This is a genomic window from Sphingomonas sp. CFBP 8765, assembly GCF_014841445.1.
GTDB lineage: Bacteria > Pseudomonadota > Alphaproteobacteria > Sphingomonadales > Sphingomonadaceae > Sphingomonas > Sphingomonas aerolata.
Genome location: NZ_JACYTY010000008.1, coordinates 37,801 through 58,880, shown reverse-complemented (window position 1 = coordinate 58,880; position 21,080 = coordinate 37,801). Strand labels below are relative to the sequence as shown.

The 21,080-nt window shown below is 66.8% G+C and carries 18 protein-coding genes; 6 read left to right on the top strand and 12 right to left on the bottom strand.

Features of this window, described 5'->3' with window-relative positions; genetic code table 11:
* Positions 1–71 precede the first annotated feature (71 nt).
* Complete coding sequence (locus IFT87_RS17365) at positions 72–2,015, top strand: CocE/NonD family hydrolase (protein ID WP_031439855.1); 1,944 nt, start codon at positions 72–74, stop codon at positions 2,013–2,015.
* 122 nt (positions 2,016–2,137) lie between these two features.
* On the opposite strand, the gene IFT87_RS17360 is transcribed toward IFT87_RS17365, so the two are convergent.
* The 10 genes from IFT87_RS17360 to IFT87_RS17315 all read right to left on the bottom strand — a co-directional run bounded on the left by IFT87_RS17360 (position 2,138) and on the right by IFT87_RS17315 (position 11,621).
* Positions 2,138–2,998, bottom strand: a complete 861-nt coding sequence (locus IFT87_RS17360) for a pirin family protein (RefSeq protein WP_037529717.1) — start codon at positions 2,996–2,998, stop codon at positions 2,138–2,140.
* Between the two features lies 1 nt (position 2,999).
* Positions 3,000–3,566, bottom strand: a complete 567-nt coding sequence (locus IFT87_RS17355) for an NADPH-dependent FMN reductase (RefSeq protein WP_192191380.1) — start codon at positions 3,564–3,566, stop codon at positions 3,000–3,002.
* Between the two features lie 133 nt (positions 3,567–3,699).
* Positions 3,700–4,737 (bottom strand): spore photoproduct lyase family protein, encoded by a 1,038-nt coding sequence (locus IFT87_RS17350; RefSeq protein WP_320481400.1) that lies wholly within the window; start codon positions 4,735–4,737, stop codon positions 3,700–3,702.
* Between the two features lie 66 nt (positions 4,738–4,803).
* Positions 4,804–5,352, bottom strand: coding sequence for a response regulator transcription factor (locus IFT87_RS17345; RefSeq protein ID WP_197975339.1), 549 nt, complete (start codon positions 5,350–5,352; stop codon positions 4,804–4,806).
* The gene (locus IFT87_RS17340) at positions 5,349–6,698 is read right to left on the bottom strand and encodes an ATP-binding protein (protein WP_107045234.1); all 1,350 of its coding nucleotides are present in this window, start codon (positions 6,696–6,698) and stop codon (positions 5,349–5,351) included. Before IFT87_RS17340 ends, IFT87_RS17345 begins: the two co-directional genes overlap by 4 nt.
* 36 nt (positions 6,699–6,734) lie before the next feature.
* On the bottom strand, positions 6,735–7,451 hold the full coding sequence (locus tag IFT87_RS17335) for an SURF1 family protein (RefSeq protein ID WP_192191379.1): 717 nt from the start codon (positions 7,449–7,451) through the stop codon (positions 6,735–6,737).
* Positions 7,451–7,852, bottom strand: coding sequence for a cytochrome o ubiquinol oxidase subunit IV (cyoD, locus tag IFT87_RS17330; protein ID WP_031395868.1), 402 nt, complete (start codon positions 7,850–7,852; stop codon positions 7,451–7,453). The genes IFT87_RS17335 and cyoD overlap by 1 nt, the downstream gene beginning before the upstream one ends.
* Entirely contained in the window at positions 7,849–8,493 is a 645-nt protein-coding gene (gene cyoC, locus IFT87_RS17325; RefSeq protein ID WP_042467557.1) for a cytochrome o ubiquinol oxidase subunit III, read from the bottom strand. The genes cyoD and cyoC overlap by 4 nt, the downstream gene beginning before the upstream one ends.
* A gap of 4 nt (positions 8,494–8,497) precedes the next feature.
* Positions 8,498–10,498, bottom strand: coding sequence for a cytochrome o ubiquinol oxidase subunit I (gene cyoB / locus IFT87_RS17320; RefSeq protein ID WP_031395866.1), 2,001 nt, complete (start codon positions 10,496–10,498; stop codon positions 8,498–8,500).
* A 10-nt stretch (positions 10,499–10,508) separates the two neighbouring features.
* Entirely contained in the window at positions 10,509–11,621 is a 1,113-nt protein-coding gene (locus IFT87_RS17315) for a ubiquinol oxidase subunit II (RefSeq protein WP_426290845.1), read from the bottom strand.
* 319 nt (positions 11,622–11,940) lie between these two features.
* On the opposite strand from IFT87_RS17315, the gene IFT87_RS17310 reads away from it, so the two are divergent.
* Together IFT87_RS17310 and IFT87_RS17305 are read left to right on the top strand one after the other, a co-directional pair.
* Entirely contained in the window at positions 11,941–13,269 is a 1,329-nt protein-coding gene (locus IFT87_RS17310; RefSeq protein ID WP_031395864.1) for an MFS transporter, read from the top strand.
* 317 nt (positions 13,270–13,586) lie between these two features.
* A complete protein-coding gene (locus IFT87_RS17305) occupies positions 13,587–13,967 on the top strand; it encodes a hypothetical protein (RefSeq protein WP_031395863.1) in 381 nt (126 codons plus the stop codon).
* Between the two features lie 17 nt (positions 13,968–13,984).
* On the opposite strand, the gene glpK is transcribed toward IFT87_RS17305, so the two are convergent.
* Complete coding sequence (gene glpK, locus IFT87_RS17300; protein ID WP_192191378.1) at positions 13,985–15,478, bottom strand: glycerol kinase GlpK; 1,494 nt, start codon at positions 15,476–15,478, stop codon at positions 13,985–13,987.
* Between the two features lie 92 nt (positions 15,479–15,570).
* Between glpK and IFT87_RS17295 the strand changes: the two genes are divergently transcribed.
* The gene (locus IFT87_RS17295) at positions 15,571–17,151 is read left to right on the top strand and encodes a glycerol-3-phosphate dehydrogenase (protein WP_249403425.1); all 1,581 of its coding nucleotides are present in this window, start codon (positions 15,571–15,573) and stop codon (positions 17,149–17,151) included.
* Here the strand turns inward: IFT87_RS17295 and IFT87_RS17290 are convergent.
* On the bottom strand, positions 17,127–17,951 hold the full coding sequence (locus IFT87_RS17290) for a phosphoheptose isomerase (protein ID WP_192191376.1): 825 nt from the start codon (positions 17,949–17,951) through the stop codon (positions 17,127–17,129). The genes IFT87_RS17295 and IFT87_RS17290 overlap by 25 nt on opposite strands.
* A gap of 236 nt (positions 17,952–18,187) precedes the next feature.
* Between IFT87_RS17290 and IFT87_RS17285 the strand changes: the two genes are divergently transcribed.
* Together IFT87_RS17285 and recN are read left to right on the top strand one after the other, a co-directional pair.
* Entirely contained in the window at positions 18,188–19,156 is a 969-nt protein-coding gene (locus IFT87_RS17285) for an outer membrane protein assembly factor BamD (RefSeq protein ID WP_056407265.1), read from the top strand.
* A gap of 218 nt (positions 19,157–19,374) precedes the next feature.
* A complete protein-coding gene (gene recN / locus IFT87_RS17280) occupies positions 19,375–21,039 on the top strand; it encodes a DNA repair protein RecN (RefSeq protein ID WP_192191375.1) in 1,665 nt (554 codons plus the stop codon).
* Positions 21,040–21,080: the final 41 nt, after the last annotated feature.

Here is a 21,080-nt window from a genome sequence, read left to right as displayed (position 1 = left end):
CGATCACGAACCCGATTGCCCCCGCGCGACAATTGCGCCTAGCTTGGCCGCATCCTCTTCCGGAGCGTTTCATGACCCTCAAGCTCGTCCTTCTTGCCTCGATCGCGCTCGCCACCGTTTCGTCGGCGCAGGTGCCCCAGACTGTTTCTGACAAGACTGCCCCCGCCGGCGGCGATGTCCCCGCCAAGTTCGTCCCCGCCACCGCCAACCGCGACTACGTCAAGCGCGAGGTGATGGTCCCGATGCGCGACGGGACGAAGCTCTACACCGTCATCGTCTATCCCAAGGGGCTGGCCAACGCGCCGATCGTGCTGACGCGCACGCCGTATGACGCGAAGTCGCGCGCGACGCGGATGGACAGCCCAAGCATCCTCTCGACGCTGCCGCTTGCCGACGAGATGTTCGTCAAGGGCGGGTATATTCGCGTCTATCAGGACGTCCGCGGCAAATATGGCTCGGAGGGCGAGTATGTCGTCACGCGCCCGGTGATCGGCCCGCTCAACCCGACCAAGGTCGATCACGTCACCGACGCCTATGACACGATCGACTGGCTGGTGAACAAGGCGAACCTGCCCGAATCGAACGGCCGCGTCGGCATGATCGGGTCGTCCTATGAGGGCTTCACCGTCGTCATGGCGTTGCTCAACCCGCACCCCGCGCTCAAGGCCGCGGTGCCAGAAAGCCCGATGATCGACGGCTGGATGGGCGACGACTGGTTCCATTACGGCGCGTTCCGCCTCGCCAACATCGCCTGGCTCGGCGGCCAGACCGGCTACAAGGGCGCGGGCAAGGCGCCGCCGACCGGCGGCTATGACGATTACGAGAATTTCCGTCGCATCGGCTCGGCGGGCGACTGGGCCAAGGCGTCGGGATACGACCAGCTTCCCTATTGGCAGCGCATGGTCGCACATCCCGCCTATGACGGATTCTGGCAGGGCCAGGCGCTCGACAAGTTGCTCGCCGCCAACCCTTCGAACGTGCCGACGCTCTGGGAACAGGGGCTGTGGGATCAGGAGGACATGTACGGCGCGATCACCGCGTGGGAGGCGCTGAAGGCGAAGGGCAAGATGGGCAACAACCATCTCGTCATGGGTCCGTGGCGGCACAGCCAGGTCAATCGCGACGGCCGCAGCCTCGGCCCGTTCCAGTGGGACGGCGACACCGCGCAGCAGTTCCGCGAACAGATGGTGCTGCCGATGTTCGACCAGTATCTGAAGGACGGCCCCGCGGTCACGCTGCCCGCCGCCGCGATCTACAACACCGGCGAGAATCACTGGGACAGGCTGTCGACCTGGCCACTCGCCTGCGAGAGCGGCTGTGCCGCGCCTCTCAAGCCGATCTACCTCGGTGCCGAGGGCGGGCTGGGCTTCACCAAGGCCGCGAGCGGCGGCGACAGCTATGTCTCCGACCCCGCCAAGCCCGTCCCGCATCTGCCGCGCCCGGTCAATTTCGGCGACGGCCGCTGGGGCGACTGGCTGGTCAGCGACCAGCGCGGGGTGGATGGCCGCACCGACGTGATGACCTATACGACCGACGTACTGACGACCCCGGTCCGCGTGTCGGGCGCGCCGATCGCGGACATCTATGCCAAGACGACGGGGACCGATGCCGACTTCGTCGTCAAGGTGATCGACGTCTATCCCGACGAGGTCGCGAGCGATCCGAAGATGGGCGGCTATGAACTGCCGATCAGCCTCGACATCTTCCGCGGCCGCTACCGCGACAGCTTCGCCAAGCCGAGTGCGATTCCTGTCGGCAAGACGCAGCGCTACAAGTTCCGCCTGCCGACGGTGAACCACGTGTTCCAGCCGGGGCACCGGATCATGGTGCAGGTCCAGTCGAGCCTGTTCCCGCTCTACGACCGCAACCCGCAGACCTTCGTCCCCAACATCTTCCTTGCGAAGAAGGCGGACTACAAGAAGGCGACGGTAACGATCGAACGCGGCGGCGCGACGGCGAGCGCGGTGTGGCTGCCGGTGGTCGCGGTCGACCAGTCGGCCGTGCTGGCGAAGTAAGCCCCCCGCCCCACCACCGTCATTCCCGCGGAGGCGGGAACCCAGACTGGCTGGCCTCACGGCATTGTTAGCAAGGCCAGCCAGTCTGGATCCCCGCCTTCGCGGGGATGACGGGAAAGGACCTATGCGATAGCCGGCGCAGGCCCGAACAGCCCCGCCTGGTAATCGCGGATCGCCTCGCCGATCTCCTCGCGCGTCGTCATCACGAACGGCCCGTGCGCAACGACCGGCTCGTCGATCGTATCGGCATGGCCGAACACCAGCCGCACCGGGCCTGACGCCGCGACCTCGATCATGTCGCCATCCTGGTCGAACGTGACGAGGTGCCACGGCTCGACGACCGTCCCGCTGACCTCGGGCCGCCCCTCGATCACATAGAAGAATACGCTGCGACCGCGCGGTGCAGGCAGTGTCACCTTGCCCCCGGCCGCCAACTCGACCGTCATCATCGCGACTCCCGTCAGCGACTCAACCGGCCCCGCCTGCCCTTCAAACGTCCCCGCGATGACATTCACGACACCGCCGTCGACCGCGACCGCGACCGCCGGAATATCCTCGCGCTGAAGCCCGGTATAGGCGGGCTTGGTCATCTTCAGCCGCCCCGGCAGGTTGACCCACAGCTGCAGGATCTCGAGCCGCCCGCCGTCGCGCTTGAACGACGCTGGCGAGATTTCCGCATGGATCAGCCCCGACCCCGCGGTCATCCACTGCACGCCGCCCGCCTGCATCACGCTTTCGTGCCCGCCGCTGTCGAGATGCGCCATTTCGCCGGTCAGGATGAAGCTGACCGTCTCGAACCCGCGATGCGGATGCGGCCCGAACGGCAGGCCGTTGTTACCGGGCGCATAGGTCTGCGGGCCATGATGGTTGAGGAACAGGAACGGATCGACCTGCGGCAACTGCGGCCCCGGCAGCGGGCGCCGCGTGACGAGATCGGCGATGTCGTCACGCTGGGCGGGATAGGTCCGCAGCACGCGCCGCATCTCAGTTCGCCTCGCGCACAGCCGAGGCCGGACGCGCGATCTCCGCCAGCAGGGCGTCGATACCGCTCAACAGAAACTCGAGCGTCGACTTGTCGCTCAGCCGCCCGTCGGCGATCTTCTCGTGCACCGCCCCGATCACCGACTGCGGCCGCAGCAGCATGCGCGCGCCGATCGACGCCAGCGTCTCGTTCAGCTGCGCCTGCGCGCGCGCGCCGCCGACCGCACCGGGCGACGAGGTCAGTGTGAACACCGGCTTCCCCGTCAGCGTCGCCTTGCCGTAAGGCCGCGAAGCCCAGTCGAGCGCGTTTTTCAGCACGCCGGGCATGCCGTGATTATATTCGGGCGACGCGATCACGATCCCGTCCGCCTCGCCAATCGCGGCCCGCAGCGCGGCGACCGCCTCGGGTGGCGTGTCGGTATCGGCATCCTGATCGTACATCGGGATCGCGTTGAGCGGGAAGATCCGCAGTGTCGCCTTGTCCCCCAGCGCGTCGGCGAGCGAATTGAGGATCGCGGCGTTGAACGACTGGCGGCGCAGGCTGCCGGAAATACCGAGAAGGACGGGCATGCAGAAATCTCCTGTTGTCACGCGCGAGCGCCGGGCGACGGCGGCGCGCAAGATCTTGGTATCCAGATAGGCGACGGCACCGGCGCCCACCAGCGCAGGGTCGGCAACGCTGTGTTGCCCGGTTGGACGGCGATCAGGTCCAGTAGAGGATCCGCGCCTCGGGCAGGCGCGCCGCGATCTCGTCGGCAAAGAAGGCGCGCAACGCCCGCATCGTGTCCGCGTCATAGACATATTTGACCGAGCCGAACTTGGTGCGCTTCTCGGTGCGGTTCGCCATGCCGAGATCGAGCGAGGAGCCGGGATACCAAGTCTGGAGCACCGCCTTGGACCCGGGTGTGTAGCGATGCGTGATCAGCTCCATCGTGAGGTCCGGGATATCGCCGAGCACCTGTCCCGCCTGCGCAATCAGCTCGGCATAGGCGTCGCGCCATCCTTCGGCGGCAATGATCGGTGCGATCGTCAGCCCGACCTTGTACCCCGCATCCGCCATCCGGCGCAGCGCGACCAGCCGGGCCGCGACCGGACTCGTGCCGCCCTCGAACCGCGCATAGCCCGCCGGGTTGATCGAGGCGCGCATCCGCGTCCGCCCCGCGTGATCGAGCGCGAGCAGCGGCTCGACCGCGTCGAACTTCGTCGTGAAGCGCAGCTGCACGTCCGCCTCCCACGCGCCGAAATGCGCGATCAGCGCGGACAGCGACCCCGTGACGTGATCGATCGCGAGCGGATCGGTGTAACAGGACGCCTCGAACGTCGTGCCCTCGTGCGCGCGCGTGGCGGAGCGCGACGTGACCGTCCCCTGGCCGAGATGCGCGGGAAGCTCGGCAAGGATTTCCGGCAGGTTCGCATAGACCCGCGTGATCGGCGGCCCCTTCAGAGACCCCGCGAGATAGCAATAGCCGCAATGCGCAGGGCACCCTTCGGCCAGATCGATTCGCCAGTCGGCGCTCGGCGCGATCGGCTGCAACCGGCGTTTCGACGGCGGGGCGACGACGAGCGCCAGCGTCGCCTTCGCCTGTGCATATTGCTGCCGGGGATCGTCTGGCAGGTCGAGGCGAAGACGATCGCTGGGCAGGGTCGTCACCGCCACGTCCAGCGCCCGTGCGCGCGCGACGATCTGTTCACCATGGTCCCAGAGGAGCGACGACGGCGTCGCGAGGAGGCGCCGCGGCACCCAGAGGCGGGAGGAAGAGGGCGACACCATCGCACCATAACGCCCGCCCGACGACAAGCGTTGCGGCTATTTGACCGGCCGCTTCTCGAGTTTGCGCGCGAGCGTCCGCCGGTGCATCCCGAGCTGCCGCGCAGTCTCCGAGATGTTGAACCCGGTTTCCGCGAGCGTCGCGTGGATCCGCTCCCATTCGAGCGTCTTGATCGTCGCGCGGCGTTCGGTCACCGCGGTGTCGACCTTGCCCTCGGTCCGGTCGAACGCCGCCTCGATGTCGTCGGTGTTCGACGGCTTGACCAGATAATGCGAGGCGCCGAGCTTGATCGCCTCGACCGCGGTCGCGATGCTCGCAAAGCCGGTCAGAACGACGACGAGGATATCGGGGTCATGCGCGTGTAGCGTCTGGACACAGACCAGCCCCGACGCGCCGCCGAGCTTCAAGTCGACCACCGCATATTGCGGCACGTCGTCGGCGAGCAGCACGACCAGATCCTCATGGCTCGCCGCAAGCCGGACCGCATAGCCGCGCCGCTCGAACGAGCGTTTCAGTGTGCGCGCAAACGTCTCGTCGTCCTCGACTATCACGAGGCGCTTGACCGGGGGGATATCGGGCTCGCTCATTCGTCACGCTCCAGGGCGATCGCCGCCAGCGGCAGCATCAACGTCACTTCCGCACCACCCGTCTCGCGATTGGCGACCGCCACGCTGCCCCCCAGCTTGCGCATTGCATTGACCGCGAGGAACAGGCCGAGGCCATGGCCGGGATCGCGCTTGCTCGACTGATAGGGCTTGCCGAAGCTCGCCAGCTTGTCGCGCGTGAACCCCGGTCCGTGATCGCGGACGATCAACGCCAGATGATCGCCCGACCGCTCGCCCGAAAACCCGACCCAGGCGGGCGATGCTTCGGCGGCATTGTCGAGCACGTTGGCGATCACCTGCTTGAGCGCGGGATCCGAGACGATCAGCGGATCGTCGCCGAGCCGGCTGGTATAGTCGAACTCGACACCGGCGTGCAGCGCGCGCCAGTCCTCGACGATCGCGTCGAGGAAGACGTGGAGCGGCACGACCTCGGGCGCCTCGCCGCGCGCCTCGCCCGCCGCGAGCAGGATGTTGGTGACGATCGTCTTGCACCGCTGGACCTCGGCCTGCATCTCGCCGATCTCCTCGAGCATCCCGGCATCGGTGGCGAGCGCGGGCATCCGCTTCCAATCGTTGAGGATGACCGCTAGCGACGCGAGCGGCGTGCCGAGTTCGTGCGCGGCACCCGACGCGAGCAGGCCCATGCGGACGATATGATCCTCCTCCGCCGCCTGCTGGCGCAGATCCGCCAGATGCTCGTCACGGGCGCGCAGATTGCCCGTGATCCGCGTCATGAACAGTACCAACAGCGTCGCGACGAGCAGGAAATTGAGCAGCGACCCGACCGTGTAGAGCGCGAAATACTCGCCCGCATAATCGGTCGGCAGGGCGAGCGGGCGATACCGGATCGTCAGCAGCGCGAAACACCCGCCCGTCACCCCGACGATCGCCCAGCTCGACCAGCGATCGAGCAGCACCGCGCCCAGCACGACCTGCAACAGGTACAGCGCGATGAACGGGTTGGTCGCGCCGCCACTGAGGTAGAGCTGGACGGTCAGCAATCCGACGTCGAGCAGCATCGCGAGCAGCAGCTGCGCATTCGCCCCGCGCTGCCAGCCATAGAGCCGCATGCTCGCGAGGTTGAGCGCGACCGACGCCGCCATCGCCAACAGCATCGGCACCAGCGGCAGGTCGATCCCCAGCAGGAAGCGGACCGTCAACACGGTGACCAGCTGCCCCGCCACCGCGATCCAGCGCAGCGTGACCAGCTGCCGCATGTTCGCATTGCCCGCGGCATCGGTATCCGCGCGCGCGCGGCTGACCCAGGCCTGCCACCGCGAGGAATCCATCGCCAATCTCATCGTGTCGTGCGCCGTCACGCGGTCCATCTCTCCTGCGACGCTCTCAACGCACGACGTCGCCGATCAGCGTCTATCACGACGACGATCGTGTCGCACGAACACGACGAAGCCGAGCACCGTCATCGCGGCGAGGCCGAACCATGTCAGCATGTAGACGAGATGATTGTTCGGAAACGCGATGACGGTCTGGCCGCCGACCGGTGCGCCGTCCCCGACCTTGTCCGCGTCGATGAAATAGGGCGCCGTGCGGTCAAGGCCACGCGCGCCCGCGATCGCAGCGACGTCGCGCGAATACCAGTTGTCGGTCGCGGGATCATTCTTGCGCAGGAAGCCACCACCAGGTTCGGTAATCCGCAGATAGCCCGTCACGGTCACCATCCCGACCGGCCGCGCATAGGCGCCGCGCTGTTCGGGCGAGACATAGCCGCGGTTGACCAGGACATCGAAGCCCTGTGCGGTCCGTAACGGCGTCATCACCCAATAGCCGCTGCCAAGTGCGGTTGCGGCGCGGACCAGCGTCGTGCGGTCATGCGCGAAGACGCCGCTCACCCGGATACGGCGATACGCATCGCTGCCCGCCGTGATCGCCGGCCAGTACGCCGGGCCGGGCGGCGCGACCGGTGCGGCCTGTGACCGCGCGGCCACCTGCCGGATCAGGTCGAGCTTCCAGACACGACGCTCGACCTGCCACACACCCAGCGCGCAGAACCCGGCGAACAGCAGCAGCGCGATGAAGCCCGCCACCCAGATCGCCGGCCGCGGCCGGGCATGCCCTGACATCACATATCTACCGCGGCCTGCATCGGCATCATGTTGGTGTTGAGGTGATACATGACCCAGATCGAGCCGCTGAGCGTGATCACGACCAGGATGATCGTGAAGATCAGCGCCATCATCGTCCAGCCATTCTCGGACTTTCCGTTCATGTGCAGGAAGTAGATCATGTGGACGACGATCTGGATCACCGCGAACAGCATGATCACCAGCGCGGCGGTCGACGGATCCTTGAACGCGCCGGTCATTACGGCCCAGAACGGGATCGCGGTCAGGATGACCGAGAGGAAGAACCCCTTGAGGTAGCTCTTGCGCGTCCCGTGCGACGCGTGGTCGTCGCCATGCCCATGATCGTCATGGGCGTGGTCGGCATGCGCGTCGTGCGCGGTGGCGGGGCGGTCGGTCATCGCAGCGAACCCATCAGATAGACGAAGGTGAAGACGCCGATCCAGATGACGTCAAGGAAATGCCAGAACATGCTGAGGCACATCAGGCGGCGCTTGTTCGCGGCGATCAGGCCGTGCTTCTGCACCTGCACCATCAGCGTGACGAGCCAGATGAAGCCCATCGTCACGTGCAGGCCGTGCGTGCCGACCAGTGTGAAGAAGGACGACAGGAACGCGCTGCGGGTCGGACCCGCGCCCTCATGGATGAGGGTGGCGAACTCGTACATTTCGATCGACAGGAAGGCGAGGCCGAACAGCCCGGTAAAGGCCAGCCACATCTGCATGATGCGCTGACGCCCTTCCTCCATCGACAGCATCGCGAAGCCATAGGTGATCGACGAGAACAGCAGCATCGCGGTGTTCACCGCGACGAGCGGCAGCTCGAAGATCTCCTTGGGCGTCGGTCCGCCGGCATAGCTGGTGCCGAGCACGCCGTAAGCTGCGAACAGCACCGCGAAGATGAGGCAATCGCTCATCAGGTACATCCAGAAGCCCAGCATCGTGCTGCTGCCCTCGGGATGGTGATGCTCTTCCAGCTGGTAGAACGAGAGGGGCTCACCCTTCTCGTCCAGACCGTCCTTCTTCAATGATACCGAAGACATCGCGTCAGGCTCCCTGGGTCGCGAGCATGCGGGTGCGCGCGTCCTCGCTGGCGATCACGTCCTCGACCGGGATGTAGAAGTCGCGCTTGTAGTTGAAGGTGTGGAAGATCGTCGTGGCGAAGATCCCGACCAGCGTCAGACCCGCGAGCCACCACATGTACCAGATCATCGCGAAGCCGAAGGCGATGCTGAGCACGCCCAGCACGACGCCGGTACCCGTGTTGCTCGGCATGTGGATCGCGCGGAAGCCGCTGACCGGCCGCTGATGCTTGCGGTCCTTCATGTCGTACCAGGCGTCCAGATCATGAACGACGGGCGTGAACGCGAAGTTATAGTCGGGCGGCGGCGACGAGGTTGCCCATTCGAGCGTCCGGCCACCCCAGGGGTCGCCGGTGTGATCGGCGAGCGCCTCGCGGTTGCGGATGCTGACGAAGATCTGGATCAGGAAGGCAGCGATGCCGACCGCGACCAGTGCTGCACCGAAGGCGGCGATGACGAACCAGATCTGCAGGTTCGGATCGTCGAAATAGCGCATGCGGCGGGTCACGCCCATCAGGCCGAGCACATAGAGGGGCATGAAGGCGAAGTAGAAGCCCGACACCCAGCACCAGAACGAGACCTTGCCCCACTTCTCGTCCAGCTTGAAGCCGAACGCCTTCGGGAACCAGTAGTTGATCCCGGCGAACATGCCGAACAGCGTGCCGCCGATGATCACGTTATGGAAATGCGCGACCAGGAACAGCGAGTTGTGCAGCACGAAGTCGGCAGGCGGCACCGCGAGCAGGACGCCGGTCATGCCGCCGATCGTGAAGGTCACCATGAAGGCGATCGTCCACATCATCGGCAGTTCGAACCGGATCCGCCCCTTGTACATGGTGAACAGCCAGTTGAAGATCTTGGCCCCGGTCGGGATCGAGATGATCATCGTGGTGATGCCGAAGAACGAGTTGACGCTCGCCCCCGACCCCATGGTGAAGAAGTGGTGCAGCCAGACAAGGTACGACAGGATCGTGATGACGAGCGTCGCATAGACCATCGAGCTGTAGCCGAAGAGGCGCTTGCCCGAGAAGGTCGAGGTGACTTCCGAGAAGATGCCGAACGCCGGCAGGACCAGGATGTAGACCTCGGGGTGACCCCAGATCCAGATCAGGTTGACGTACATCATCGGGTTGCCGCCCGCGTCGTTCGTGAAGAACGCGGTACCGATGTACCGGTCGAGCGACAGCATCGCGAGCACCGCGGTCAGCACCGGGAAGGCGGCGACGATCAGGATGTTGGTGCACAGTGCGGTCCAGGTGAAGATCGGCATCTTCATCATGCCCATGCCGGGCGCACGCATCTTGACGATGGTCGCGACCAGATTGACGCCGGACAGCAACGTTCCGATGCCCGCGATCTGGAGCGCCCAGATATAATAATCGACCCCGACATCGGGCGAATAGGCGATCCCCGACAGCGGCGGCATCGCGAGCCAGCCGGTCCGCGCGAACTCGCCGATGAACAGCGACATCATGACGATCACGGCACCCGCCGCGGTCATCCAGAAGCTGAAATTGTTCAGGAACGGGAACGACACGTCGCGCGCACCGATCTGGAGCGGGACGACATAGTTCATCAGCCCGGTGACCATCGGCATCGCCACGAAGAAGATCATGATCACGCCGTGAGCGGTGAAGACCTGGTCATAGTGATGCGCGTTGAGATAGCCTTCGCTACCCCCGAACGCCATCGCCTGCTGCAGGCGCATCATGATCGCGTCGGAGAAGCCGCGCAGCAGCATGACGATCGCGAGGATCATGTACATGATCCCGATCTTCTTGTGGTCGACGCTGGTGAACCACTGGTTCCACAGATAGCCCCACACCTTGAAATAGGTGAGCGCGGCCAGCAGCGCGGCACCGCCGATCGCCACCATGCCGAACGTCGCGACGACGATCGGTTCATGCAGCGGCAGCGATTCCAGCGTCAGTCGGCCGAAGATCGTCTTCAATATGGAGTCTGACATGAGCTTTTCTCTAGCCGTTCGCGACGGGGCGCGAGCCCGGCATGGTTGAGGGGGTCAGCATGGTGTGATTGCGGTTGGCAGGCGAGCCGGGCGCGGCGTTGGCGCCGTCGCGTTTTATGTCGGCTGGCGCAGACCAGTGTTTCCCGCTCCCCTTTTCGTCGCCGTCCTTCATCAAGCCGCCCTCGGGTCGGGGGCCGGCGTCCTGCGGCCCGCTGCCGCCATTGACGCCGGGCATCGCCATGCCGTCATGCGGGTTCTTGCCCATCATGTCCGACATGCACGGCTTGCCGGGCTTCACGCACTGCTCGACGATCGCCTTGAACAGCGAACTCTCGACACCGCCGAAATAGCGGACCGGCACCTTCTCGCTCGGCTTTTCGAGCTGCATGTAGTTGGCACGGTTCAGACCGCCGCCGCCGTTCCGGACCTTCGCGACCCAGGCATCGAAGCCCGCGTCGGACACCCCGTGGAAGCGGAAGCGCATGCCCGAAAAGCCCGCGCCGCTATAGTTGGACGAGAAGCCTTCGTAATTGCCGGGCTTGTTGATCACCGCATGCAGCGTCGTCTCCATCCCGGGCATGGTGTAGATCATGCCGGCGAGCGCGGGGATGTAGAAGGCGTTCATGACCGAGGACGAGGTCATCTTGAAGCGCAGCGGGCGATCGACCGGCGCGGCCAGTTCGTTGACCGTGGCGATGCCGTATTCGGGGTAGATGAACAGCCATTTCCAGTCGAGCGCGACGACCTGGACGTCGAGCGGCTTGCCGCCCGTGATCGTCTGCTGGTTGCCCGCGAGCTGCCCCACCGGCGTGTTCTCGCCGATATCGCCGCTCTGCGCGGAGATGCGGCCGAGCGGACGATAGGGATCGAGCAGATGCGTGCTGGTCCAGGTCAATGCGCCGAGCGCGATGATGATCAGCAGCGGCACGCCCCAGATCAGCAGCTCGAGCCCGACCGAGTGATCCCAGGTCGGCTCGTACTTCGCGCTCTTGTTCGCCTGCCGGTAATGATAAGCGAAAAACAGCGTCAGCGCGATCACCGGGACGATGATGATGAGCATCAGCCCGGTGGAGATGAGGACCAGGTCACGCTGCTGCACCGCAATATCGCCAGATGGCGACATCACGACCCAGTTGCATCCACTGATCAACAGCGCGGGCAGCAGGGCTGCTGCGCGTAAGAGCCAGGATCGGGGCCTGGAATTCGATAGCTCGGCGGTCATGTACTCGCCCCTACGCCGCTGTTAGATCATTCCATAGTGGACAATTTGTCCAATGGGCGCCGCACTGCAGCAAAGGCATGGCGCTCATGATGCGACAGAGATAGGTCTCTCGGTGTGACTCCGAAAGGCCCTGCCCGCAGTCGACGAAAAGGCGTATGATCGGTGCGCCGTCCGAAAAGGCCATTGGGCGGCGAGCCGCCTCACGGAAGCGAGTTTGAGAATGAGTGCACACGCCGCATCGACGTCTTTCGAAGACGATGCCCGCGATCTTCACGATCACGGGAAAAAGGTGTCGCCGGGCGAGATCGCGATCGGCGTCGTCATCGGACGCACGTCCGAATTTTTCGACTTTTTCGTCTATGCGATCGCCTCGGTCATCGTCTTCCCGACGCTGGTCTTCCCCTATGTCGACCGGCTGCAGGGGACGATCTACTCGTTCGCGGTCTTCGCGCTCGCCTTCATCGCGCGCCCGCTCGGGTCGGTGATCTTCATTGCGGTCGATCGGCTCTATGGCCGCAGCGCCAAGCTGACGATCGCGCTGTTCCTGCTCGGCACGGCGACCGTGGCAATGGGCTTCCTCCCCGGCTATGCGCAGGTCGGCAACTGGTCGGTCGTGCTGCTGTCGATCCTGCGTATCGCGCAGGGCATCGCGCTCGCGGGCGCCTGGGATGGTCTCGCCTCGCTGCTCTCGCTCAACGCGCCCGAGGGTCGCCGCGGCTGGTACGCGATGCTGCCACAGCTCGGCGCGCCGTTCGGCCTGCTGGTGGCCAGCGGCCTGTTCGCCTTCTTCGTCGCGACGCTGCCTGCCGCCGACTTCATCGACTGGGGCTGGCGCTATCCGTTCTTCGTGGCCTTCGCGATCAACGTCGTCGCACTGTTCGCCCGCCTCCGCCTCGTCGTCACGCCCGAGTTCACCACCCTGTTCGAATCGCGTGCGCTACAGCCGGCGCCCGTGCTCGATACGATTCGCGCCGAAGGCCGCACCATCGTGCTCGGCGCCTTCGCCCCGCTCGCCAGCTTCGCGCTGTTCCATATGGTGACGGTGTTCCCACTGTCGTGGATCGTGCTGTTCACGCGCGAGACGCCAGGCCGGTTCCTGACGATCGAGGTGATCGGCGCGGCGATCGGCCTGTGCGCGACGCTCGTTTCCGGGCTGCTCGCCGATCGCATCGGTCGCCGCACGCTGCTCGGCAGCACCGCGGTGCTGATCGCGCTGTTCGCGATCGGTGCGCCGATGCTGCTCGACGGCGGCGCGACCGGTGAGTGGGTGTTCATGATCGTCGGCTTCGCGCTGTTCGGCCTGTCCTTCGGCCAGTCGTCGGGCTCGCTCGCGACCAGCCTCGGCAAGACGCACCGCTATACCGGGTCGGCGCTGACGACCGATCTGGCCTGGCTGTTCGGTGCGGGCTTCGCCCCGCTCGCCGCATTGCTGCTGTCGAGCAAGCTCGGCCTCGCGGCCAGCGGCGCCTATCTGTTCTCGGGTGCGGTCTGCACGCTGATCGCGCTTGGCGTGAACAAGGAACTGGCGAAGCGCGCCAACGAGGGCTGAGCTGACCGGCGGGCCGGCTTACAGCTGCCCGCCTATCCAGACTACACGACTGACGTCACCCGCCGCACCCGCGGCGGGTGACGTTACGGTTTTCAGGCCCGGTCGAAACCCTACCCGTCGGTACAAAAGGCGATTGACGCCCGCCTGCGCTTACTATACCGAGCGGTATCGAAGACGATCGGGGTCCAGGGATCCTGCTCCGGTCTTCACCTAACGATGATTTTGCTGCCGCCCCGAAGCGCTGCACCACAATTCGACCTGTTTCCCACGCGGCACCTTCGCCGCGTGCCCCTTTGTCCATCCGAAGAGACCCGACCATGGCCTATCTCGACCTCGACAACCTGTTCGCCGCCCCCGTCGCCAGCCGGCCGACGATCAGCGCCGCGCAGACCGAAGGCCGGGCCGGGTTCACGCAGCTCGAATGGCATGTCATCATGCTTGCGAAGCAAGACGGCCTGCGCAGCCTGGCGGTGCCGGGACGGCTGGACCGCGCGCTGCGGACGATCTTCGGCCTGTCCGAGCGCTCGCCGCTGGCCGACCCGCGGCTCGAGGCGCTGCGTCGGCTCTCGGTCCATGCGTGGCGCCACGGCTTCGCGCTGCCGGTCGCCGAGATCGAGCGGTTCCTCGCCGCCGGGTTCCATCGCGGCCAGATCGAAGTCCTGGTCCAGCGCGTGACGGGTCTGCGCGTCGCATCCTGAGGCGGCCCGGCCGATCGTCAGTCCGTACTGAGCGCCTTGCGTAACGCGGCGTGCCAGCCGGCGATCAGCGCGGCGCGGTCGTTCGTCGCCATGCGCGGCTCGAAACACGCCCCCCGCCGCCACGTCTGCGACAACGCATCGAGATCGGGCCAGACGCCGGTCGCCAGCCCCGCATGGAACGCTGCGCCAAGCGCGGTCGTCTCGAGATGCGTCGGCCGCTCGACCGGTGTCTCGAGCATGTCCGCGAGAAACTGACACAGCCAGTCGTTCGCCGCCATGCCGCCGTCGATCCTGAGCGTCGCGGGCGCCGCGCCGCCGTCCGCGACCATCGCCTGCGCCAGATCGAGCGTTTGATAGCCGACCGCCTCAAGCGCGGCGCGTGCGAGATGCGCGCCCGTCGCGCCCAGCGTCAGCCCGGTGATGAGCCCGCGCGCGTCGGGATCCCAGTGCGGCGCGCCCAGCCCGACAAAGGCGGGGACCATGTAGACGCCGTGGCTGTCGGGAACCTCGGTCGCCATGTCGTGCGTCTGGTGCGCGCTGGCGATCACGCCGAGCCCATCGCGCAGCCACTTGACCGCCGCGCCGGCGACGAAGATCGATCCCTCCAGCGCATAGGTCATCTGCCCGTTCAGCCGATAGGCGGGCGTGGTCAGCAACCGGTGGTCGGACGCGATCGCCGTGTCACCGGTGTTGAGCAGCATGAAACATCCTGTTCCATAGGTCGACTTGACCATGCCGCGCGCGAAGCAGGCTTGGCCGAACAACGCCGCCTGCTGATCCCCCGCCATTCCCGCGATCGGAATCGGGACGTCGAACAACCCCGGTGCGGTCGTGCCGAACACATGGCTGTTGTCGTGCACCTCGGGCAGCACCGCCTGTGGCACGCGCAGCAATCTGCACAGCACATCGTCCCAGTCCTGCCGGCGAATGTCGTAGAGGAGCGTGCGCCCGGCATTGGTCACGTCGGTCGCATGCACCGCGCCGCCGGTGAGCCGCCACAGCAGAAAACAGTCGATCGTGCCAAAGGCGAGCTGCCCCTTGTCCGCGCGCGCACGCGCACCCGGCACGGTGTCGAGGATCCACGCGATCTTGGTCGCGGAGAAATAGGGATCGAGCAGCAAGCCGGTCTTGTCGCGGACCATCTGTTCCGCGCCCTCGGCCTTCAGGCTCTGACACACATCCGCGGTGCGGCGGTCCTGCCAGACGATCGCGGGGTAGATCGGCGTGCCCGTCGCGCGATCCCAGACGACGACGGTTTCGCGCTGGTTGGTGATGCCGATCGCCGCGATGTCGCGCGCGGGCACGCCGCCGCGCGCGATCGCCTCGCGCGCGGTCGCCAGCGTGTCGCGCCATATGTCCTCGGGGTCATGCTCGACCCAGCCGAGTCGCGGATAATGCTGCGCGAATTCGCGCTGCGCCGTCGCGACCGGTCTGGCCGTCGCATCGAACAGGATGCTGCGCGTCGATGTCGTACCCTGATCGATCGCGAGGACGTGCGTGGCTTGGCCCATGCGGCTCTCCTTTGCGACCGCTCTAGGCCGCCCCACCACCCCGCGTCGAGGCTAGCCACCGGTCGGCCCGCGGTGGTAAACGGGAGACGATGATGAAAACGCCCGCGAAATTCGACGTCGACCTGTTGATCGTCGGTGGCGGCATCAACGGCACCGGGATCGCGCGCGATGCCGCCGGGCGCGGACTGTCGGTCCTGCTGGTCGAGCAGGACGATCTGGCCAGCCATACCTCGTCGGCCAGCACCAAGCTGATCCATGGCGGGCTGCGCTATCTCGAATATGGCGAACTCCGGCTGGTGCGCGAGGCGCTGATCGAACGCGAGCGGCTGCTGGCGATCGCGCCGCACATCATCTGGCCGCTGCAGTTCGTCCTGCCGCAGACGCATTCGCCGCGTCCCGCCTGGATGGTCCGGCTCGGGCTGTTCCTCTACGACCATCTGGGCGGCCGCAAGATCCTGCCCGCGACGCGGACCGTGCGTCTCGACCGCGATCCGCTGGGCGACGGGCTGAAACCCGGCGCGACGCGCGCCTTCGTCTATTCGGATTGCTGGGTGGAGGACAGCCGGCTGGTCGTGCTCAACGCGCGCGATGCGGCCGAGCGCGGCGCGACGATCCTGACGCGCACCCGGCTGGTCGCGGCGACCCGACGGGACGGCGGCTGGTCCGCGACGATCGCCGATGCGCAGGGCGAGCGGACCGTCACCGCCCGCGTGCTCGTCAACGCGGCGGGACCCTGGGTCGCCGATGTCCTGGGGAAGATCCCCGATTCGCACCGCGACCGCGGGGTCCGGCTGATCAAGGGCAGCCACATCGTCGTCCCGCGCCTCTATGCGGGCGATCACGCCCTGCTGTTGCAGAACCCGGACAAGCGCGTCGTCTTCGCGATTCCCTATGAAGGTCGCTTCACGCTGATCGGCACCACCGACGAGGCCTGGCAGGGCGCCCCCGGCCCCGCGACGATCGACGCCGCCGAGACCGCCTATCTGTGCGACACCATCGACCGGTATTTCCAGCGTGGCATCACCCCCGCCGACATCGTCTGGAGCTATTCGGGGATCCGCCCGCTCTACGACGATCACGCGGCCAGTGCGTCGGCGGTGACACGCGACTATGTGCTAGATCTCGACGCCGCGGAGGATCGCGCCGCGATGGTGAGCATCTTCGGCGGCAAGATCACGACCTATCGCAAGCTCGCCGAGCACGCGATGATCCAGCTTGCCCCCTTCTTCCCCGATCGAAACACGGACCTGACAAAAAGCTGGACCGCGACGGTCGCGCTGCCCGGTGGAGATCTGCCCGAGAGCGATTTCGACCGGTATCTCGAAGCGCTGATCCGGGCGTACCCCGACCTGTCGACTGAACTGCTGCGCCGACTCGGCCGCGCCTACGGGACGCGGGTGGGCCGGATCCTCGGTGCGGCGCGCACCACCGCCGAGCTTGGCGAGGATTTCGGCGCGGGGCTTCATGCTGCCGAGATCGACTATCTCGTCGATCAGGAATGGGCGCGGTCGGCGGCCGACATCCTCTATCGCCGCAGCAAGCTCGGGCTGCACGTACCCGCCGACGCCGCCGCACGGATCGACGTATATCTGGCCGGTCGCATCGATGGGGCGGCGGGAGGCGCACCGCCCCCCGCCGCAGCACCCGATCAGATCCGCGTGTCGCCCGCATAGGCGAACAGCAGGTCGGCATCGTCGCTGGCCTCGATCCGCTCGGACCCGGTCACGGTCACGCATTCGCCCGCCTTGAACGCGACACCCGCGACGCTGCCCGATCCGGTAATCGGGATCAGCCAGGCGGTCCGCCCCTCGGGCAGGGTCACCGCATGCTCGCCACCGGTCCAGCGCTCGAGCACGAACTTGGGGCCTTCGACCTGGATCGTCCGACCTTCGGAGACGACGCCCGGCGACACGATCGGCTGATAGGGCACCGGATCCGAGACCGCGATGCCGTCGTCGAGGTGCAGTTCGCGGTCGCTGCCATAATCATAGAGGCGATAGGTGGTTTCCGAGTTCTGCTGAACCTCGATCACCGTCAGGCCGCCGCCGATCGCGTGGATCGTGTCGGAGGCGCAGTACATGAAATCGCCCGCCTTGACCGGCTTCCAGTAAAGCTTGTCCTCGATCGTGCCGTCGATCGCGGCCGCGCGCAGGTCGTCGCGCGACATCGGCGCCTTGGTACCGACGGCGATCGTCGAATCGGGCTCGGCGGCCAGCACCGTCCAGCATTCGTCCTTGCCCCGCGGCAGGCCGAGCGCATGCGCCTGGTCGTCGTCGGGATGGACCTGCACCGACAACTTCTCGCTGGTGAACAGATATTTGATCAGCAGATCGGGGGTCGTGTCGCCGGGTTCCTGGAACCAGACCTCGCCGATCGCCGGCGCATCCGGGGCGGGATCGTCAAAGCCGGGCCACAGTGTGTGGCGTCCCCAGGGCTTCTCGACACGATGGGTGTGAAGCAGGGTGGCGGGCATCAAACGTTCCTTCTCAAGGCTGGCGGACTGGCGCGACATAGCGCCCCGCGGCCCAACTGGCGAGACGCCGGGAATGTCCCGTCGTCGACGCGGCATCGCGCCAGGCGTATCCCGCCCGTCGACCGGTGAATTGTGGCTGAATAGACCGCCTCGAAGGCCGCTGCTTCAGACGCCTCCAAACCCCCTCGCTAGGGGGGATTGTTCGCGTGCCCCCGGTTACGCTAAGGACGACGTCCATGCGTATCCCCCAGTCTCGCGCGCTCTCGATCGCGCTCCTCGCCGCCATAGCGCTCCCCATGGCCGGGTGCGCGAGTTCGCGCACCTCCACCGACATCCCGTATGTCGCGCGCGACGTGGGCACGCTCTACTCGCTGGCGAAGAAGCGGCTCGACCAGGGGCGCTACAAGGAATCGGCACAGCTGTTCGACGAGGTCGAGCGCCAGCATCCCTATTCGATCTGGGCCCGCCGCGCGCAGATCATGAGCGCGTTCAGCTATTATCTCGACACCGACTATACCAAGTCGATCCAGTCGGCGCAGCGGTTCATCGCGGTCCACCCGGGCAACCGCGACGCGCCCTATGCCTATTACCTGATCGCGCTCGGCTATTACGAGCAGATCACCGACGTCACGCGCGACCAGAAGATCACGCGCCAGGCGCTCGACGCGCTGGGCGAGCTGACACGGCGGTATCCGAACACGCGCTATGCGTCGGATGCGCGGCTGAAAATCGATCTCGTCAACGATCACCTTGGCGGCAAGGAGATGGAGATCGGTCGCTTCTACGAGACGCGCGGCCAGTGGCTCGCGGCGAACGGGCGGTTCCGCACCGTGATCGACCAGTATCAGCAGACCACGCACACCCCCGAGGCGCTGATGCGTCTGACCGAAACCTATCTCGCGCTCGGCGTACCGATCGAGGCCGAAAAGGCCGCGGCCGTGCTGGGTCGCAACTATCCGGGCACGCCCTGGTATCAGCGCGCGTACAAGCTCATGCAGGAGCATCCGGTCAAGCCGCTGGCGCCGATCGCGACGGGCGCGCAGATCGTCCCCGCCGGCACCCCCGGCGCGCTCCCCGCCGCTGGCCTCGGCGAGACCCCGGCAATCCCGGGCTCGCCCGGCAATGGCGGCTCTGGTTCCGCTGCGGCAGGCGGGTCGGGCCCGGTCGGCCCCGCCGGCACCACGCGCACCACGCCCGGCAACTGAGGACCTAGGGGCTCGGCCCCGTCCCCCGAGCAACGTCATCCTGACGAAAGTCAGGACCCAGAGCCATTAACGGCACGCGCGTTACCCTGGGTCCTGACGTTCGTCAGGATGACGATTGGCGTCGCGCGCTTGGAAAGAACGGACGGCCCCTAGCCCCGCTGACGAACCAGAACATTGGGGGATCATTTTCGCATCCGGATCGTCTAAGGGACGAACCGATGCTGACAGAACTCTCCATCCGCGACGTGGTATTGATCGAGGCGCTCGACCTCGGCTTCGGCCCGGGGCTCGGCGTGCTGACCGGCGAGACCGGGGCGGGCAAGTCGATCCTGCTCGATGCGCTCGGGCTCGCGCTCGGCGGCCGTGGCGACAGCGGACTGGTCCGGCATGGCGCGGCGCAGGCGGTCGTCACCGCGACCTTCGATCCGCCCGCCCCCGGCACGCCGCTGATGGCGCTGCTCGACGAGAACGGGCTGACGATCGAGGCGGGCGAACCGCTCATCATCCGCCGCATCGTCAAGGCCGATGGCGGCAGCCGCGGCTTCGTCAACGACCAGCCGGCCTCCGCCGGGCTGCTGCGCGAGATGGCGCCGACGCTGGTCGAGATCCACGGCCAGCATGACGAGCGCGGCCTGCTCAACCCGCGCGGCCACCGCGCGCTGCTCGACATTTTCGGCCGTACCGAACCCGCCGCGACGACGCGCGCGTGGACCGCATTGCGCGAGGCCGAGGACGCGCTGGCCACTGCCCGCGCGGATATCGAGAGCGCCGCGCGTGATCGCGACTGGCTCGAACACACCGTCGCCGAACTGACCGCGCTGGGGGCCGAACCCGGTGAGGAGGAGACGCTCGCCGATACCCGCCGCTCGATGCAGCGCGCGGAGAAGATCGCGGACGACCTGTCGGCGATCGACGACTATCTCGAAGGCTCGGACGGCGGGCTCGCCAAGCTGCGCCAGGCGGCGCGCGTGCTGGAGCGGATCTCGGGCGATCATGTCGCGCTCGCCGACGCGCTCGCCGCGGTCGACCGCGCGGTGATCGAGGGATCGGTCGCCGAGGAACGGATGCGCGATGCGCGGATCGACCTCGCCTATGACCCGCGCAGCCTCGAGGACGACGAGGCGCGGCTGTTCGAACTTCGCGCGATGGCACGCAAACACCGCGTCCAGCCCGACGACCTCGCCGCGCTGACCGATGAGATGCGTGCCCGGCTCGAACGACTCGACGCGGGCGAAGGCGGGATCGCGGTGCTCGAGGCGACGCTCGCCAAGGCGCGTGCCGCCTACGACAAGGCTGCGGACGCGCTCTCGGCCCGCCGTGCCAAGGCTGCGCTGCGACTCGACACCGCGGTCGCGGGCGAACTCGCGCCGCTGAAACTCGACGCCGCCCGCTTCCGCACCGTCTGCGCCCCGCTCGGCGAGGAGGGCTGGTCGGGCGCGGGCAAGGACCGTGTCGAGTTCGAAATCTCGACCAACCCCGGCGCGCCGTTCGCCGGCCTCACCAAGATCGCCAGCGGCGGCGAATTGTCGCGCTTCATCCTCGCGCTCAAGGTCGCGCTCGCGGAAGAAGGCGGCGCGACGACGATGGTGTTCGACGAGATCGACCGCGGCGTCGGCGGCGCGGTCGCCAGCGCGATCGGCGAGCGACTCGCACGCCTCGCGCAGAGCACGCAGCTGCTCGTCGTCACGCACAGCCCGCAGGTCGCGGCGCGCGGCGCCAAGCATCTGCTGATCGCCAAGAGCAACGACGGCACCGTCACGCGCACCGGCGTCCGCGCGCTCGACGAGGCCGAACGCCGTGAGGAGATCGCCCGGATGCTCTCGGGCGCGACGATCACCGACGAAGCGCGCGCACAGGCCGAACGACTGCTCGAAACCGCCTGACACTCTTGCCGCGCGCGGGGCAGCTGCCTAACCCCGCGATC